Below are 17,842 nucleotides of genomic sequence, written 5' to 3' on the forward strand. Positions count from 1 at the left end.
CCCCCCCCCTTTGTTGTTCTCCGGGGGCGGGCGGCCGCTGGGCGGCCCCCCACCCCTCGATGCCGGTAGTGGGGCAACGACGCCCGGCGGCCCGGGCCGGCGACGGCCGACCGCGTCCTACCCGGCCGCGGTCTGCCCGAAGAACTCCCGTTCCCAGACGGCGGCGGCCTCGAAGGCGCGTCGCATGCGATCCCTGGTCGCCGGATCGGCGCGGGAGGCCGCTCGTGTGACGTACCCGATCGCGGTCTCCGTGTCGGCCGCGAACTCGGCGTTGTCGTAGGCGGCGATCCACTCGGCGTAGGGGTGATCCGAGGCCCGCGCCGAGACACCGAGCTCGCCCCGCGCGAGACGCATGCCGAGATCGGAATACACCCAGTAGCACGGCAGCACGGCAGCGATGCCCTCCTCGTAGCCCCTCGTGCCCGCGGCGAGCAGGTGGTTGACGTATCCCTCCGTCGCGGGCGAGGCCGGTACCGCTCCTGAGGCCGCCGCGTCGGCGGCCTCAGCCCCGAGCCGATCGCGGTGCAGCAGGATCTCGCCGATGATCGCGCCCTGCGAGGCCTTCGCCCAGAACGCCTGCTCCTCGGTCGTGGGCGCCAGCTCGGCGGCCCTGGCGAGCACGCGGGCGTAGGCGCGGAGGTAGATCACGTCCTGCGCGACGTAGTCGAGGAAGTCGCGGCGTGCGAGCGTGCCGTCGACGAGCCGCCGGATGAAGCCGAGCTCGTCGGTCTGACGGCGCACCTCGGCGATGCCGCTCCACCACTCCTCACGGATCTCCTCGGGCGACGGCCGTGTCTCGAGCCCGCCGCGCGCCCACAGGCCCGCGAGGTGGTTGACGGGACCGTGGCCCGATCCGACCTCGAGCACCTCCGCCGCCCGCAGGCTCTCGCTCAGCCAGGCCTTCGCCTCGGCGGCCGCGCGCACCCAGTCGCCCGCGAAGCGCGCCGCGCGGGTAGCGATGCCCGATGACAGCGAGCAGCCGGTGCCGTGCGTGTTCGAGGTCTCGATGCGCTGCCCCGCGAACTCGGCGACGGAGCCGTCCGGCAACACGAGGGCGTCGGGGGCGAGGGATCCCTCGAGGTGCCCCGACTTGGCGAGCACGCGCACACCGTGACGCCGAGCCACGCGGAGCGCCTGCTCGAGCGCGGCCTCCCACGACGTCGCGGCCGGATCACCGGCGATCGCCGCGAGCTCGGGCACGTTCGGTGTGATGAGATCGGCGAGAGGGATCAGCCGCAGCAGCGCATCGGCGGCCGCCGGATCGAGCAGCGCGTCGCCGCTCGTCGCGATCATCACGGGGTCGAGCACGACGTGCGGCGGGCGCACGCGGCGCAGCCACTCCCCCACCGCTTCGACGACCGACGCGTCGGCGAGCATGCCGATCTTCACGGCGTCGATGCGCACGTCGTCCGAGACGGCGTCGAGCTGCGCGGTGACGAACGCGGCCGGAGGGACGTGCACGCCGCGCACACCCTGCGTGTTCTGCGCCGTGAGGGCGGTGATCGCGGCCATGCCGTAGCCTCCGCCCGCGGCGATCGACTTCAGGTCGGCCTGGATGCCCGCGCCGCCCGACGGGTCGCTGCCCGCGATCGCGAGCACGTTGACGGTGCGCTCTGCGCCGCCCGGGGTCATCGGCCGACTCCGTCGCTCGCGCCGCGGCCGGCCGGTCGGGAACCGGCCTGCCCCGCGTGCCACGCGGCGAGGAACTCGCGCGCCGCGCGCTCCGGGTCGTCGGCCGCGCACAGGGCCGAGACCACCGCCAGGCCGGCGGCTCCCGCGGCGCGCAGCCCGGCGGCGTCCTCGAGACGCACTCCGCCGATCGCGACGCAGGGCACCGGCGACGACGCGGCCAGCCGGGCGAACCCGTCGACGCCGAGCGCAGGCGGGTGGTCGGGCTTCGTCGAGGTCGGCCGGATGACCCCGACGCCCAGGTGATCGACCGTGCCGCGGGGCAGACGCGCGACGGCAGCGAGGTGCTCCTCGGTGTTCGCGGTCAGACCGATGATCGCATCGGAACCGAGCGCCTCGCGGGCGCCCAGCACCGCGGTGTCGCCCTGCCCCAGGTGCACGCCGTCGACGGGGATGCCGCGATCCCTCGCTGCGAGCGCGACGTCGAGCCGGTCATTGATGACGAAGGCCGCACGCCCGTCGATCGCCGCCGCGATCTCCTCCGCCTGCCGCAGCTGCTCGTCGGCATCGGCGTGCTTGTCGCGCAGCTGCACGATGCCGACACCGCCGTCGACCGCGCGCCGCACGGTCTCCGCGACGCCGCGCGCGCCGCACAGCTCGCGGTCGGTGACCAGGTAGAGCGACAGGTCGGGCCTGCGGGAGGGCGAGGGATCGACCGCCGCTCTCACGCCGCGACCTCCTCGAAGCGGATGCGCGCCGCCGCGCGCACCTCGTCGGGCGAGACCGCCGCGAGGGCGTCGAGGAAGTGCGCGGCGAAGGTGCCGGGGCCCGAGGCGAACTCGAGCGCGCGCTCGGCCGCGACCTCGTACGCCACGTGCGCCGACACGACGGCCTCGAGCACGGAACGGTCGCCGCGAACGCCGAGGAACGCCGCGATCACCGATCCGAGCGCGCAGCCGCCTCCGGTCACCCGGGTGAGCAGCTCGTGCCCGTTCGCCACGCGGACCACCGCGGAGCCGTCGGTGATGAGGTCCTCGGGGCCCGAGACGGCGATCACCGCGCCGAAGCGCCGCGCCAGTTCGAGCGCGGCCGGTCGCGCGGACTCGGCGTCGTCCGAAGCGTCGACGCCGCGACCGCCCGCTCCGGCGCCCGCGAGCGCCAGGATCTCCGAGGCGTTGCCGCGCACCGCGGTGGGACGCGCGGCCACCAGCTCGGCGGCGAGCGCCGTGCGGATCGGCAGCACGCCGATCGCGACCGGATCGAGCACCCACGGCGTGCCGGCCTCGTTCGCACCGGCCGCGGCCTCCCGCATGGCGTCCCGCTGCTCGACGGCCGGGGTGCCGAGGTTCACGAGCAGCCCGTCGGCGGCCCCGGCGAAGAGACCGGCCTCCCCCACGATGTCGACCATCGCGGGAGCGGCGCCGAGCGCCAGCAGAACGTTGGCCGTGAAGCCGGTCACCACGTTGTTCGTGACGCTGTGCACGAGCGGACTGCGATCCCTCACCTCCGAGAGCATGACTGCGGCTGTCTCCGCGAGTTCGACGGGAACGGGGCTCGGGTCGGCGGGGCGGACGGGGTGCTGAGAATCGCTCATCGCGACATCCCTTCGCTAGTACGAACTAGATCAGGTTCGACGGGTGTGTTCTCAGCCGCTGTGCGGCACCCCGTGTCACTGCGAGCGAGTGTAGCGCACGACCGGCTCTCCGGGGTCGTGCGAGCCGCTCAGGCTCGGGCGGACTGCAGGGCGGCGCCCACGATGCCCGAGTTGCTGCGCAGCTGGGCCGGGATGATGCGGGTGCGCAACGAGAGGAGCGGCAGGAACTTCTCGGCCTTGCGGCTCACGCCGCCGCCGACGATGAAGAGATCGGGCGAGAACAGGGTCTCGACGTGGGAGAAGTAGGGCTGCAGGCGCTCCTCGGCCCAGACCCGGAACGAGAGCTCGTCGCGCTCGCGCGCGGAGGTGGCCGCCCGCCGCTCGGCTCTGAAACCGTCGAGTTCGAGGTGGCCGAGCTCCGTGTTGGGCACGAGGCGGCCGTCCACGAAGAGCGCGGAGCCGATCCCGGTGCCGAGGGTCAGCAGCAGCACGACCCCGGGCTCACCGCGACCCGCACCGAGCCGCATCTCGGCGAGGCCCGCCGCGTCGGCGTCGTTCAGGACCGTCGCCGGGCGGTCGAGACGGTCGGTGAGTCGCTCCGCGAGGTGGACGCCGATCCACGAGGTGTCGACGTTCGCCGCGGATCCGATCACGCCCTGCTTGACGATACCGGGGAAGGTGCAGCCGATGGGCCCCTCCCATCCGGCCTGGTGGACGATCCGCTCGACCGTGTCGAGCACGGCCTCCACGGTCGACGGCTGCGGGGTGGGGATGCGGATGCGCTCGCTCAGGAGCTCGCCCGTGTCGAGGTCGACGACCGCCCCCTTGATGCCTGTGCCCCCGATGTCGAGGCCGAACGCTCGGTTCATCGTGCTCCTCCCATCGGGTTCCGCGCGTGCTCGCGATGTACAGCACCGAGTCTTCCCGACCGGTGCCGCGCGCGTCAAACGGGAGATCGGGCCACTCCCGGGGCGGCTCATGCCGGAAGCGTTCGGGCTCGCGATCTAACATGCACGCTATGAACGCAATCGAAGGCGCGCTCGACCGCGTGCTCACCGTGCAGCGACCCGCCGTGCTCGCCCACCTGCGCAGCGTCCGGCTGCGCCACCCCGACTCCGATCCCGCGGCGCTCGTGCGCGCGCTCGAGTTCCGTTACCTCGCGCTCGTCACCACGACGGGCGCGGGCATCGGGGCGACCGCCGTGATCCCGTCGATCGGCACCGGCGCTGCGCTCGCGCTGTCGGGCGCCGAGACGGTCGGCTTCCTCGAGGCGACGGCGCTCTTCGCACAGTCGGTGGCGGAGGTGCACGGAACCGCGGTCGACGACCCGGACCGGGCGAGGGCCCTGGTCATGGGCCTCCTGCTCGGCCGCGAGGGATCGGACCTCGTCGCCCAGTTCGGCAGGCAGGCCGCCGGGGGTCCCGCCCGCGCGAACTACTGGGGCGAGCTCGTCGTCTCATCGCTGCCGCGCGCCGTCATGAATCCGCTCGTCGACCAGCTCAAGGCGAAGTTCATGCGCGAGTTCGCGAAGCGCGGCACCGCCTCGGTGATCGGCAAGGCGCTGCCGTTCGGCGTCGGCGCCGCGATCGGCGGCGTCGGCAACAACGTCCTCGGTCGCCGGGTGGTCAAGGCGTCGCGCCTCGCATTCGGGCCGGCTCCGCTGATCTCACCGCTCCACATCGAACCGCGGGAGGGCGCGGTGCCGTTCGAGCGCCGCGCACTCGGGGTAGCTCGGAAGGCGCTGCCCCGGAAGCGGTCGGCTGCGGAGCCGCAGACCGAGGTGTCCGCGGAGCCGGGCCTAGGCCAGCGGTGACGCCTACCAGATGCTGACGCGCTCGTCGGGGTCGAGCCACAGGCCGTCGCCCGGCTGCGTCCCGTAGGTCTCGTGGAACGGCGCGAGGTTGCGCACGATCTGGTTGCAGCGGAACTCGTTGGGCGAGTGCGGGTCGATCGTGAGCAGTCGCACCGTCTCCTCGGGCCGCGACTTCTGCTGCCACGCCGTCGCCCACGACAGGAAGAAGCGCTCGGCGCCCGTGAGGCCGTCGATGACGGGCGGCTCGGCTCCCCCGAGAGATCGCAGGTAGGCCTTCCACGCGATCTCGAGCCCCGAGAGGTCTCCGATGTTCTCGCCGATCGTGAGCTCGCCGTTGACGGTCTGGCCGTCGGCGCCCTCCGGCGACAGCGCGTTGTACTGGCCGATGAGCGCCTTCGTGCGCTGCTCGAACGCGGCGCGGTCGTCCTCGGTCCACCAGTCGGTGAGCCTGCCGTCGCCGTCGTAGCGCGATCCCTGATCGTCGAAGCCGTGGCCGATCTCGTGGCCGATCACCGCACCGATCGCGCCGAAGTTCGTCGCGGCATCCCAGGAGGCGTCGAAGAAGGGCGGCTGCAGGATCGCGGCCGGGAAGACGATCTCGTTGAAACCGGGGTTGTAGTAGGCGTTGACCGTCTGCGGGGTCATGAACCACTCGTCGCGGTCGATCGGCTTGCCGACCTTGCCCAGCTCGCGCAGGAACTCGAACTCGGCGACCCGGCGCGAGTTGCCCACGAGGTCGCCCGCGTCGACGGCGAGCGCGGAGTAGTCGCGCCACTTGACGGGATAGCCGATCTTCGGAGTGAAGCGGTCGAGCTTCTCGAGCGCGCGCTCGCGCGTCTCCGGCCCCATCCAGTCGAGCCCCTCGATCGACTCGCGGTAGGCCTCGATGAGGTGTCCGACGAGCACGTCCATCTCGGCCTTCGACTCCTCGTCGAAGTGCTGCTCGACGTAGAGGCGGCCGACGGCCTCGCCCATCGCGCCCTCCACGAAGGAGACGCCGCGGCGCCAGCGCTCGCGCTGCTCGGGCGCCCCCGTGAGCGCAGTGCCGTAGAAGTCGAAGTTGGCCCGCGAGATCTCCTGCGAGAGCAGCGCGGCCGAGCCGCGCACGATCGACCAGGCGAGCCACGCGCGCCACGACTCGAGCTCGTCGTCGACGAGCAGCTCGGCGAGACCGGCGAGCGCCTCGGGCTGCGCGGCGACGACCTCGGCGAATGCCGCCTCGGGGGCGCCCATCGCGGCGAGGTAGGCCGACCAGTCGAGCTGCGGGGTGGTCTCGCAGAGCCCCTGGAAGGTGCGCAGGTTGTAGAGCTTCTGGATGTCACGGCTCGCGACCTTGTCCCAGTGCTTCGCCGCGATCCGCTGCTCGAGATCGTAGGCGAGTGCGGAGAGGTGCGCGGCCTCGCCCTCCGCGATGCCGACGAGCTGCAGCATGCGGGCGATGTGCGCGCGGTACTGCTCGCGGATCTCGGCGAACTGCTCCTCGCGGTAGTACGACTCATCGGGCAGCCCGATGCCGCCCTGCATCACGAACACGATGTAACGGGAAGGGTCGCCCGGGTCGTTGTCGACGAACATGCCGAAGAAACCGCCGACACCCTGCCGCTCGAAGGCCGCGACGGTCGCGACCAGTTCCTCGACCGACGACACGGCGAGCGCGCGCTCGAGGTCGGCGGCGATGGGCTCGGCGCCCAGGCCGTCGACGCGCTCGGTATCCATGAAGCTCGCGTAGAGCGCCGCGACCTTGTCGGCCTCCGCCTCGGAGCCACCGGTGATCAGGCCGGGAGCGGGCGCCTCGGTGTGCGTGATGATGTCGCGCACCGCCTCCTCCGCATTCTCGGCGAGCACGGCGAAGGAGCCGTAGCGCGCCTTGTCGCCGGGGATCTCGGTGCGCTCGATCCACCTGCCGTTGACGTGCCGGAAGAGGTCGTCCTGGGGGCGGATCGCCGGGTCGAGTTCTGCGAGGTCGATGCCGGACTCGGCTGATTCCGGCGCTGCGTTGCTCATGCGCACCAGCCTACCGAGACGACCGGGGTTTCGACTCTCGCAAGCTCCTCGCTCGACCGGCGGAGGGCGCGCTCAACCGGCGGCCTCGCGGCGGGCGCGGTACAGCCGCCATCGCTCCCAGAGCCGGGCGAGCTTCTGCCGCAGCCAGCCGAGCAGCCGCCTGGCCCAGTGGAACTCGGTGCCGAGGATCGCGAGGCCGGCGAAGATCGTGAGCCATCCCGGCCCCGGCAGCACGAGCATGACCACGCCGGCCAGGATGACGAGGACGCCCAGGATCGTCACGAGCGTCTTGTACAGGCGCCGCAGCCACGGCCTGCGCTCCAGCCACGCGCGCCAGCGCTGCGTGAACGCGTGGAATGCACGGGCGAATCGGCCCGCCTTCTCCGCGTCGTCTGCGTAGGGATCCCTCATACCCTCGACAGCGTAAACGGGGCGGCTGCGCGAACGCCCAGTGCGGCGATCGCCGATCCCTCGCCGCACCGCAGGGCCGCGACCCTAGACTTGAGGCGTGATTCCTCGTTGGCGAGCAGTGGCGCAGGCGACCGGCCTCGAAGCGCCCGACGGTTCCACCCGACCCACGATCTTCGCTGAGATGACGGCGCTCGCGCAGCGCACGGGCGCCGCGAACCTCGGCCAGGGCTTCCCCGACGAGGACGGGCCGGAGTGGATCCGCGAGGCGGCGGTGCGGGCGATCCGCGACGGCGCCAACCAGTACCCTCCGGGGCGAGGGATCCCCGCGCTCCGCGCTGCGATCGCCGCGCACCAGCGGCGGCGCTACGGCATCGAGCTCGACCCCGGCACCGAGGTGCTCGTCACCGCGGGCGCGACCGAGGCGATCACCGCCGCCGTGCTCGCGCTCGCGGGCCCGGGCGACGAGGTCGCGACGATCGAGCCCTTCTACGACTCGCACGCGGCGTCGATCGCGCTCGCGGGGGCGACGCACACGACGATCCCGCTGATCCCTCGCGAGGGCGGCTTCAGGCTCGACTCGGCCGCGCTCGACGCCGTGATCGGCGAGCGGACGCGCCTCATCATCGTGAACACGCCGCACAATCCGACGGGCACCGTGCTCGAGGCCCGCGAGCTCGAGGCGATCGCCGACGCCGCCCGCCGCGCAGGGGCCGTCGTCGTGACCGACGAGGTCTACGAGCACCTCACCTTCGACGGCCTCGCGCACACGCCCATCGCGACGCTTCCGGGCATGGCCGAACGCACGATCACGATCTCGTCGGCGGGCAAGACCTTCTCGCTCACCGGTTGGAAGGTCGGGTGGGCGACGGGGCCGGCCGAGCTCATCGAGGCGATGCTCGCCGTGAAGCAGTTCCTCACCTATTCCGGAGGCGCGCCGTTCCAGCCCGCGATCGCCCGCGCGCTCGCCGACGGCGACGCCGACATCGAGGCGCTGCGCGGATCCCTCGCCCACCGCCGCGACCTGCTGCTCGACGGCCTCCGCGCCGCGGGCTTCGACGCCGTGCGCCCCGGCGGCACCTACTTCGTGTGCGCCGACGCGAGCCCGTTCCTGTCGACCGAGATGCCCGACGGGGCCGCGTTCGCACGCGCCCTGCCCGAACTGGCCGGCGTGGCCTGCGTGCCGATCTCGGCGTTCTGCCGCGAGGGATCCCCCACCGCCGCGGCCCTCGCACCCTGGGTGCGCTTCACCTTCGTGAAGGACGAGGCCACCATCCGCACCGCGATCGAGCGGCTCCGGGTGCTGGCATCGGCTGGTTGAGCAGCCGGTCGCCGCCTCACGCGAGCGCTACCCGCGTCCGCGGTAGCGTGGACGCGTGACGAGCGAGCAGGGGGCCGACAAGCAGGCGAGCGCGCCCGAGAGGGATCGTGGAGCCCGGAAACGCATCGACCGCAGCATCGCGCACCTCGCGATCCCGGCGCTCGGCGCGCTCGTGGCGGAACCGCTGTTCCTCATCGTCGACTCGTCGCTCGTGGGTCACCTCGGGGCGACACCCCTCGCCGGGCTCGCGGTCGCGGCCGCGATCCTGCAGACGGCGGTCGGCCTCATGGTGTTCCTCGCCTACTCGACCACACCGCTCGTGGCGCGTCGACGCGGGGCGGGCGACGAGCGGGGAGCCGTGCAGGCGGGTATCGACGGGCTGTGGCTCGCCCTCGGAATCGGCGTGGTGGTGGGCGCGGCGATCTGGGCCGCGAGCGGTCCCCTCGTGGCGATGTTCCACGTGGAACCCGACACCGCCCGCCAGGCGCTCGCCTATCTGACGGTGTCGTGCCTCGGCATCCCGGCGATGCTCGTCGTCTTCGCGGCGAGCGGGCTGCTGCGCGGGCTGCTCGACACGAAGACGCCGCTCGCGGTCGCCACGATCGGTTTCGCCGTGAACGCACTGCTCAACTGGTGGTTCATCTACGGGCTCGGCTTCGGCATCGCCGGCAGCGCGTGGGGAACGGTGCTCGCGCAGTGGGGCATGGTGGCCGTCTACCTCGTCGTCATCGCACGGCACGCGCGGCGGGCGGGAGCGGGGTTCCTGCCGCACCGCGAGGGCCTGGGCCACGCGGGCCGCAGCGGCGGGTGGCTCTTCATCCGCACGATCGGCCTGCGCGCCGCACTGCTGGCCACGGTGTTCGCGGCGACGAGCCACGGCACGGCGGCCACGGCGGGCTACCAGGTGGTGTTCACGATCTTCTCGACGGCTGCGTTCGCCCTCGACGCGCTCGCGATCGCGGCGCAGGCCCTCGTGGGCGAGGCGCTCGGCGCGCGCGACGCCTGGCGGGCACGAGCCGTCGTGCGCCGCACGACCTTCTGGGGCGTCGCCTGCGGCGCCGGCATCGGCCTCCTGCTCGCGGCGGCGAGTCCGGTCGTCGGTCGGGTATTCACGAGCGACCCCGCGATCCTCGCGATTCTGCCGCCGGCCGTGCTCGTGCTCGGGCTGTCGCTGCCCCTCGGCGGCTTCGTCTTCGTGCTCGACGGCGTGCTCATGGGGGCGGGTGACGCCCGCTACCTCGCGTGGACGAGCCTCCTGAATCTCGCGGCCTACCTCCCCGTGCTGTGGCTGCTCACCCGGCTCGTGCCGGGAGGCACGGCCGGCCTCGTGGCGCTCACGGCGGGATTCACGGTCGTGTTCATGGGCGTGCGCGCGCTGACACTGGGTCTGCGGGCCAGGAGCGACCGCTGGGTGCGGCTCGGGACGTAGGTGCCGGGCGAGAGATGCGAGGATAGTGGAAGGCAGCACCCCGACCAGGCTTCGCAGCAGACCTTCCCCTCGTCCACGTCACCGCAGGGTGGCACGAAGCGACCGTGGCTCCCGCTCAAGCATGTGATCGGCCTCATCGCGGTCTTCGCGTTCATCGTCGGCGGCATCGCCGGCAGCGAGATGCTCATCTCCGCGCGCTCCGGGCAGATGGACCGTGAGGCGGCCGCGCTCGCGGAGAAGAACAGCGAGGAGATCTACTCGGCCATGTCGATGGCGATGCTCGAGGGCGAGCGCGAGGCCTTCATCAAGTGGGGCGAGGGCGAGGCGAGGGATCACCTGGCGCGCATCTGGGACGAGACGAAGAAGATCGGCTGGACCGTCGGCATGGCCGACGAGGTCTTCAGCGACGAGGAGCTCTCCGGCGACGATCCCTATGATCCCCAGCGCCCGAAGGCCGACGGCATGCTCCTAGCCTTCGATCTCGGTTTCACCCAGCAGCGCTTCTCCGTCGGCGCCGACGGCCCCGAACCGGATTGCGCACCCGACAGCCTGGGATGCGGCATCCTGACGCAGAGCTTCGAGTACGACGTGACCGTCGACGGCGGCGACGACGACACCCGCTCGCACCGCATCGTCGAGATCGCACCCCGCAAGCCGATGCCGTGGGATGATCCGGCCGGGGTCTACGTCGTGCGCAGCGACAACGCCGTCGTCTTCGGCTACGCAGACGAGGCCGCGCGGGTCGACGCCGTGGCGGGAACGGCGCAGACCGCGGCGGCCGGCGTGCTGCAGACGGAGATCGCGACCTCGGGCTACGCGGACGTCCCGGGCTTCCCGGCCTTCATCACCGACGACAGCGCCCGCTATCAGGACGCGGTCTACGGCGTGGGCGAGCACCGCCTGGAGGTGGACCGCGACTGGGAGGAGAACGGCGTCGCACTGGTCTCGCCCCCGCTGGACGTCACTCACGGCGCGAGCGAGGCTGCTCGGGAGCGCGGAGTGCTACTCGAGCCGGGCATATCCGGCGGCCAGAGCGGATCCCTCGCCGCCTTCAACGGCAAGAAGGTCCAGGAGCAGGGATCCTTGGTCCTCAGGCTCGCCGCCCACGAGTTCGCGCACGCGCTGGAGATGGACGACCTTCCCGCACTCCCGCTATGAGGAGGACACGAGCGCCATCGCCTACGAGTTCGGCACCGAGGGATACGCGCGATACGTCGAGGACGTGGTGGCCTCACCGCACGACGGGATCAGGCTCACCCTGCAGCCCGAGGTGCGGGCCGCGGTCGCGGCGACGCCGAACGAAGGTCTCCAGGGCCTCGTGGGCAGCGACGCCTTCGGCGGCAGCGCCACGAGCGGCATGGCCTACTACGCCGCGGACAACTACTTCGCCTTCATGGACGAGAGCGGCGCAGACATCACCGAGGTCATGCGCAGCGCCGAATACATGCTGTTCGATCCCTATACCTGGATCGGCATGAACTATCCCCCGACCGCATCGGGCGGCGCCGTCGACGCGACACCCGATGCCTGGCGCGCCTGGAATGCGAGGTAACGGCATGAGCACCCCACCCCCGATCCGCAGCAATCACCACCGGCCGCACCAGAAGCGGGGCCGCAGCAGCACGCACCGCAGGTCGACGCGGCCGGGTTCCCGCAGGCTCCGCAGCCCGCGCAGCAGGGACACGCACCGCATCATCCGCCTGCGCCGACATACTCGCAGAGCTACGGGTACGCGCAGACGCAGGGCCCGGCACAGGTCTACGCTTCGGCGAGGCCGCCGATGGGCGGGCTCTCGGTCGCGACGCTCGTCGTCTCCTTCTTCGCGGGTCTCGTCGCCGTGGTGCTCGGCGTCTTCGCGCTGCGGCAGAACTGGGTGCGCGGCACGCGCGGCAACGGGCTCGCCTGGACGGGCATCATCATCGGCGCGGTGCTCGGCGTCGCTCAGACCGGGATCATGCTGCTGCTGTTCCGGCTGCTGTCCGCAGCAAGCGTCTAGGCGCTGGAAGCGGCGCTTCGCACGGAGTTCGCGCTCAGTCGTCCGTGCAGACGGTCCCCTCCGCAGGCAGCTCGCCCTTCAGCAGGTAGGCGGTTGCGGCCGCGTCGGCGCAACTGGATCGGTCCGAGAACGAAGCCCCGTGCCCGCTGCCCTCGAGCGTCAGCAGCGCGGCGTTGCCGAGTTCCCGCACCAGCTCCTGCGATCCCTCGTAGGGCGTCGCGTGGTCGCCGGTGATCCCGATGACGAGGATCGGGGCGGGCGATCCCGAGAACGCATCGGTCACGTCATCACCGCTGTTGGGCAGCGCGCCGCAGCTGAGGTCCATGTACGGGCGCAGTGTATCGTCGGAGATCTCGGGGCCTCCCAACAGCTCGGGAATCCCGACCTCTTCCACGTGCTCCATGAACCCGATGAGGTCGGGGTCGCTCGGGAACGAGTGGCAGCGCACGATGGCACCGTCGAGACTCACCGCCGCGCCCCCCTCGCGCATCGCCTCGGCGATGATGTCGATCTGCTCCTGCCCGCCGGCGACGGCGCTGCCCACGGTATCGAGCACGAGCGTGCGACCGACCGTCCCCTGATACAGGGAGGTGACGAGAAACCCGTAGAGCGTTTCCCCGGTCACCTCGGTGCCGTCGCTCGCGAGCATCGGCTCCTGCGTGTATTTTTCGAGTGCCGCGACAACATCGGCTTCGCTCCGCATCGGGCAGCTCGACACCTCGTACTGCGTGCCGCACCCCTCGACGAGCGCGCCGACCTGCTGCGCGATCGCGACCGACTGATCGAAAGAGGCCCTGGGGCTCGCCCAGTCCGCCGCGGATGAGCTGTCGAGCACCATGCGCCCGACCTGCTCGGGGAACAGCGTCGAGTACGTGGCGCCGAGCATCGTCCCGTACGAATAGCCGAGATAGTGCATCGCGTCGTCGCCCATGAGCGTCCGCAGCAGTTCCATGTCGCGAGCGACCTGCGAGGTGCCCATCGAGAGGGCGATCGGGTGCTCATCGGCGCAGGCGGCGAGGTTGAGCTCGTCGATGCCCGACACCGCCTCGCACTCGGCCGGGGTGCTGCGGCCGATCCCTCGCGGATCGAAACCGAGCATGTCGTACTGCTCGAGAATCGGCGCGAAGGCCTGCACCGTCGGCAGGCCGTAGGCCAAGTCGAGACCGCTCGCCCCCGGCCCGCCCGGGTTGCTCAGCAGGGTGCCGATCGGCTCTTTCTCGCCCGTCGCCGAGATGTGCACGGTCGCGAGCTCGATCGTCTCCCGATTGCCGGGATCGTTCCAGTCGAGTGGTGCCTCCACCATCGCGCACTCGTACTCGTCGGCCGCTACCCCGAGCTCGATGATGCGCGCCTCGAGCTCCTCGCTCAACCCGAACTCTTCGTCGCACTCGCCCCACTCGATCGTTTGGGCGTAGACGCCCGGGAACATCTCGGCTTGGCGCGCGCTCTCGGAATCATCGGCGGTCGCCGCGCAACCGCTCAGCAGCGCTGCTGCGGCGAGGACGGCAACCGCCCCCAGAATTCGTTTCCCCATGTCGTTCCCCTTCGAGTGCTGACGAATGGAGCAATCATGGCGCTTCCCACCGGCCCGTTGCACTCCGAGAGGCGAACCCTGCGCAATCTGCACCGACCGCGCGCGATATGCCGCTCGGTGCGCAGACAGGCATCAGCCACGCGACTCGGAGGATCCCGCTCAATCGGCGCGGCTGTTGCGCAGTTCGCGCGGGGAGAGTCCGTACATCTCGCTGAGCGCCCGCCGCAGGCTCACGATCGAGCCGAACCCGGCTCGCGCAGCGACCGCGCCGACATCGAGGCCGTCGAAGCGGGGATCCTGCAGCAACGACCGCGCCACTCGAGCGCGCTCTCTGCGAATCTCGGATGCGACCGTGCTCTCGACCTCGGCGAAAGCCTCCTGCAGGCGCCGCAACGATGAGTTGACCTCTGCCGCGAGCGCATCCGGGGTGAACCGCACGTCACCGCTGCGGTCGGCGATGAGCGAAAGGGAGCGCTGGCGCAGCACCGCTCGCGGAGTGCCGGGGGGGGGGAGGGATCGTCCCTGACGGCCCAGCACGAGCGTGCCCGCCATGTCGAGCACCTGCCGATCGACCGTGCGGCTCTCGGACTCGGAGACCGCAAGGTCGTCACCGACAGCCTGTGTCAGGAACGCGCGCATCGCGCGTTCGGGCATCGTCAGATCCGAGAAGATCCCGACGGAGTCTTCGAGCGTCGGAACATACGGCAGCAGCGCCTCCCGTGGCACGCGCGCAACGAGAAACCTCCATTCCCCCAGGAATCGCGCACGGTGCGGCAACCCGCTCGGGGCGATGAGCAACGACCCGAGCCCGGACCGCCAGGAGCCGCCTTCGAGATACTCAAACTCGCCGCGTTCGATGAAGATGATGTCGATCGTCGGCAGCCCCGGCCGCAACGGCCTGCGCTCGATCTCGGAGCCGGAGCCCCAGGCCTCGATGACGAGAATCGCACCGAACGCCCGCACACGGGCGTTGACCGCGGGAGCACCCCCGACGCCTTTGACACCGGCACGGGCGAGGTCGCCGTGCTTGTATTCGGTGAGAGAGCCCTCGGCGAGCCCCTCGAGGCGGGGCGCACTCGGCCTGCCTCGATCGCGGTCTGTCACGATGCAACGCTATCAGCGCGAAGCCCCGACCGGCCGCGAACACGACGCCGAAAGAGCCCGTGCGCGCAGAAAACGCGCAAAACGCGCCGACTCCGCAGGCCACGAGCAGACAGGCGCGGCTCCTGCCATAGCGTGCGACCATGACCACACTCGACATTCCCGCCGACGCGGCGACTCAGCAGAACAGTCGGCACGCCCGGCCATGGGCCTTCAGACGCACGTTCGGAGCGATCGCCGCGGCCTCGATCGCCATCAGCGGTCTGGCCATCGGCCCCGCAACTCCCGCGCTGGCCGCCGCGCCGCAGCCGCAGACCTTCGTCCTCACCAGCCCCGGCGGCACCGACTGGGTCGTGCCGATGGGCGTCACCGAGGTCGTCGTCGGCCTCCGCGGCGGTGACGGTGGCCAGGGCGGCGACCGCAACGGCAGCGGCGGCGCATCCTTCGCGGTGAGCGTTCCTGTGACGGCGGGCGACACGCTCACGGTGTACGCGGGCAAGAACGCGCACGGCAAGAAGGACGAGCGCGAGGGCGGAGCCGGGTACATCAACGGCGGCACCGGCGGCAAGGGCAGCCTGACCGGCGACAACGGCGGAGGCGGAGGCGGCGCGGCAGCGCTGAAGTTGAACGGCGCGCTGGTCGCGGTGGCCGGCGGAGGCGGAGGCGGAGGCGGCAGCACCAACAAGCCGAACATCAGGGGTCAGTTCGACCTCGTGAACGGCGGGAACGGCGCCTGGAGCATCGGCTCACCCAATGGATTCCGCATGACCGAGCCGACAGCGGGCGGCGGGTCGACCCCGGGCGCGGTCGGGCAGAATGCCCGCGATGATGTTTCGTTCGCCGGCTACGGCAAGCCGGGAGGAAGCGGCGGATCCGCCGGCACCGGCACCTCGGGCGGAGGCGGCGCGGGGGGCGGCGGCGGCTGGCCCGCGAGCGGAACCGGAGGCGGCGGCGGGCGCAAGTTCCAGCACTACTCCGGCGGAGGCGGCGGCGGCGCAGGCATGAGCTGGATCACCGATACCGTTGCGGGCCTGCGACTGGACCCCGCCGCGTACCGCCCCGAAGACGCGCATACCTACTACGGCCCTCTGGCCGACAGCGAGACCGTGAAGATTCTGATCCCGATGCAGACGACCACCACGGTCACCGCGCCCACCCGGGTCGAGAGCGGACAACCGATCCCTGTGCGCGTGCGCAACTCCGACACCCGCACGCCCGGCGCTCCGCTCGACGGCTACGTCACCCTCACCAACGGATCGGCCCGCGTCGACTCCCGCGGTGTGAGCGGCGACGACACCTTCGTCGTGCCCGGGCTGCCGGCCGGCACCTACACCTTCCGCGCCGAGTTCGCGCCCGCTTCGCTCGACCAGCGCGACTTCCGTGCGGAGTCGACGCGCTCCTCGGGCACGGTCACGGTCGAGGTCGTCGACCCCGCGCCGGCACCGGTGCCCGACGAACCGACCGATGTCGCGACGACGACGAGCATCGCGCTCCTCTCCGCGCCGTCGACATACGGCGACGTCACCCTGCTGCAGGCGACCGTCGCACTCGACGGACCCGCGCTCATCATGGGCCGCCCCGTGTCGTTCGAGGTCGATGGCGAGCAGGTGTTCGAGGGTCCGCTGATCTACACCGGGCAGGGCAAATTCACCACGTTGGCACCCCTGGCGCGGCTCGCCGCGGGCACTCACCAGATCATCGCCCGCTTCCCCGGCACCACCAACGGCGACCCGAGCACCGCGGACGCACTGCCATCGGCGAGCGCCCCGCTCGAAGTCACCCTTGCACAGGCGGCGACCACAACGACCATCGATTCGGCGCCCACGGCGGTTCGAGCATTCGAGACGTTCGACGTGTCGGCATCAGTGGGTACGACCGTGGCCGCACCCGGCCTCGACGGCACCGCCGTGCTGCTCGCCGATGGCTCACCGCTGGGTTACGCCGTTCTCGACACTAGCGGCAATGCGCTGTTCGATGACGTCGTCGCTCCCTTCGGCACCGGCGAGCTCACCGTCGCCTACCTCGGCGACACCGCGGGCAACTACACGCCGTCGGCATCATCCGCGCACCCGATCGCAGTGTCCGAGCTCGCGACCGCGACGACGCTGACGGCGTCCACGGCATCGATCCGCGCCGACGGCACCGTGAGCTTCGCTGCGACCGTCGCCAATACCGACCCCGTCGCCACGGAAGACCCGCGCGGCGACATCGAGATCCTGCTCGACGGTTCGCTCATCCGCACGATTCCGGCGGGCATGGACCGCGACGCCGAAGCCGACGACGGCGAAGCCCGCTTCGAGCTCGACGTATCGGGGCTGCCGCTCGGAGAGCACGGTGTCACCGCGCGATTCGTTCCCGCCGCCGGGTTCGGCTCGTCGACGAGCGATGTCGTCGGACTGCGGGTGCTCGGCATCGAGACGAGTCTCACACCCAGCGCCGACCGCCTGCGGACGACACCCGAGAAGCCGGCCTCCGTGAACCTCGTCGCCTCCGTCGCGGGCGGCGGTTCCTCGCCGTCCCTCACCGGCCTGGCCGTGCCCGCGAACCCCGGCGACCCCGTCGACGGATACGTGCAGGCCTACGTCGAGGGCAAGCCGTTCGGCGATCCCGCCATGGTCGACGCCGGAAAGGCCACGCTCGCACTCGCGGGCCTCCGCACGGGCGAGCACGAGGTCGAGCTGCGCCTCGTGCCGAGCGATGCGGCTCTGCTGGGAAGCTCGGCAACGGTCGCTGTCGAGGTCAGCGCGGCGGGCGGAGGCGCTACGGGCGGCACCGACGGTGGGCCGGGTGCGGCGGCGAAGTCGCTGTCGCGCACCGGCGGTTCGGAGCCGACGCTGCTCATCATCGGCGCCGCCGCGCTGCTCGCTCTCGGCACCGGTCTTGCCGGTTCGCAGGTGGCGCGCCGCCGCAAGAGCTGACGGCTGCCCGTGCCCACCCGGTGAGTTCGCGCGACGCGGGCGAGGGATCCCTTGCTCCCGGGCAGGGATCCCTCGCTCCCGGGTAGGGATCCCTC

15 protein-coding genes and 1 riboswitch are annotated in these 17,842 nt (G+C 71.6%); of the genes, 7 read left to right on the forward strand and 8 right to left on the reverse strand.

The window, feature by feature from the left end:
* Nucleotides 1-117: 117 nt before the first annotated feature.
* The 4 genes from J4H91_RS11815 to ppgK form a co-directional block, all read right to left on the reverse strand.
* A complete protein-coding gene (locus J4H91_RS11815; protein WP_208046467.1) occupies nt 118-1,632 on the reverse strand; it encodes a bifunctional hydroxymethylpyrimidine kinase/phosphomethylpyrimidine kinase in 1,515 nt (504 codons plus the stop codon).
* Complete coding sequence (gene thiE / locus J4H91_RS11820; RefSeq protein ID WP_341783526.1) at nt 1,629-2,357, reverse strand: thiamine phosphate synthase; 729 nt, start codon at nt 2,355-2,357, stop codon at nt 1,629-1,631. Before thiE ends, J4H91_RS11815 begins: the two co-directional genes overlap by 4 nt.
* On the reverse strand, nt 2,354-3,223 hold the full coding sequence (gene thiM, locus J4H91_RS11825; RefSeq protein WP_208046468.1) for a hydroxyethylthiazole kinase: 870 nt from the start codon (nt 3,221-3,223) through the stop codon (nt 2,354-2,356). The genes thiE and thiM overlap by 4 nt, the downstream gene beginning before the upstream one ends.
* A riboswitch (TPP riboswitch) is annotated at nt 3,214-3,306 on the reverse strand. It overlaps the preceding gene by 10 nt.
* A gap of 45 nt (nt 3,307-3,351) precedes the next feature.
* Entirely contained in the window at nt 3,352-4,092 is a 741-nt protein-coding gene (gene ppgK / locus J4H91_RS11830) for a polyphosphate--glucose phosphotransferase (protein ID WP_208046469.1), read from the reverse strand.
* A 149-nt stretch (nt 4,093-4,241) separates the two neighbouring features.
* On the opposite strand from ppgK, the gene J4H91_RS11835 reads away from it, so the two are divergent.
* On the forward strand, nt 4,242-5,036 hold the full coding sequence (locus J4H91_RS11835) for a hypothetical protein (RefSeq protein ID WP_243752923.1): 795 nt from the start codon (nt 4,242-4,244) through the stop codon (nt 5,034-5,036).
* Nucleotides 5,037-5,039: 3 nt separating this feature from the next.
* Here the strand turns inward: J4H91_RS11835 and J4H91_RS11840 are convergent, their stop codons facing one another.
* On the reverse strand, nt 5,040-7,040 hold the full coding sequence (locus J4H91_RS11840; protein WP_208046470.1) for a M13 family metallopeptidase: 2,001 nt from the start codon (nt 7,038-7,040) through the stop codon (nt 5,040-5,042).
* A 72-nt stretch (nt 7,041-7,112) separates the two neighbouring features.
* Entirely contained in the window at nt 7,113-7,451 is a 339-nt protein-coding gene (locus tag J4H91_RS11845) for a TIGR02611 family protein (protein ID WP_208046471.1), read from the reverse strand.
* Nucleotides 7,452-7,548: 97 nt separating this feature from the next.
* Here J4H91_RS11845 and J4H91_RS11850 point away from each other — a divergent pair, with 97 nt between their 5' ends.
* From J4H91_RS11850 to J4H91_RS11870, 5 genes are all read left to right on the forward strand, one after another.
* A complete protein-coding gene (locus J4H91_RS11850) occupies nt 7,549-8,769 on the forward strand; it encodes an aminotransferase class I/II-fold pyridoxal phosphate-dependent enzyme (RefSeq protein WP_341783527.1) in 1,221 nt (406 codons plus the stop codon).
* Nucleotides 8,770-8,824: 55 nt separating this feature from the next.
* Entirely contained in the window at nt 8,825-10,198 is a 1,374-nt protein-coding gene (locus J4H91_RS11855) for an MATE family efflux transporter (protein ID WP_208046472.1), read from the forward strand.
* 123 nt (nt 10,199-10,321) lie between these two features.
* Nucleotides 10,322-11,356 carry a hypothetical protein gene (locus J4H91_RS11860; protein WP_208046473.1) on the forward strand — a complete coding sequence of 345 codons (1,035 nt, stop codon included), beginning with the start codon at nt 10,322-10,324 and terminating at the stop codon, nt 11,354-11,356.
* Nucleotides 11,357-11,423: 67 nt separating this feature from the next.
* The gene (locus J4H91_RS11865; protein WP_208046474.1) at nt 11,424-11,750 is read left to right on the forward strand and encodes a hypothetical protein; all 327 of its coding nucleotides are present in this window, start codon (nt 11,424-11,426) and stop codon (nt 11,748-11,750) included.
* 228 nt (nt 11,751-11,978) lie between these two features.
* Nucleotides 11,979-12,194, forward strand: coding sequence for a hypothetical protein (locus J4H91_RS11870; RefSeq protein WP_208046475.1), 216 nt, complete (start codon nt 11,979-11,981; stop codon nt 12,192-12,194).
* A 34-nt stretch (nt 12,195-12,228) separates the two neighbouring features.
* On the opposite strand, the gene J4H91_RS11875 is transcribed toward J4H91_RS11870, so the two are convergent.
* Both J4H91_RS11875 and J4H91_RS15920 read right to left on the reverse strand, forming a co-directional pair.
* Nucleotides 12,229-13,728 carry an alpha/beta hydrolase gene (locus J4H91_RS11875; RefSeq protein ID WP_208046476.1) on the reverse strand — a complete coding sequence of 500 codons (1,500 nt, stop codon included), beginning with the start codon at nt 13,726-13,728 and terminating at the stop codon, nt 12,229-12,231.
* A gap of 159 nt (nt 13,729-13,887) precedes the next feature.
* Nucleotides 13,888-14,832, reverse strand: coding sequence for a helix-turn-helix domain-containing protein (locus tag J4H91_RS15920; RefSeq protein WP_208046477.1), 945 nt, complete (start codon nt 14,830-14,832; stop codon nt 13,888-13,890).
* A 140-nt stretch (nt 14,833-14,972) separates the two neighbouring features.
* Here J4H91_RS15920 and J4H91_RS11885 point away from each other — a divergent pair, with 140 nt between their 5' ends.
* Nucleotides 14,973-17,747: an Ig-like domain repeat protein gene (locus J4H91_RS11885; RefSeq protein ID WP_208046478.1), complete on the forward strand. Its 2,775-nt coding sequence runs from the start codon at nt 14,973-14,975 to the stop codon at nt 17,745-17,747.
* The last annotated feature ends 95 nt before the right edge of the window (nt 17,748-17,842 follow it).

The sequence above is a fragment of the Leucobacter ruminantium genome (genome assembly GCF_017565705.1).
Lineage (GTDB): Bacteria > Actinomycetota > Actinomycetes > Actinomycetales > Microbacteriaceae > Leucobacter > Leucobacter ruminantium.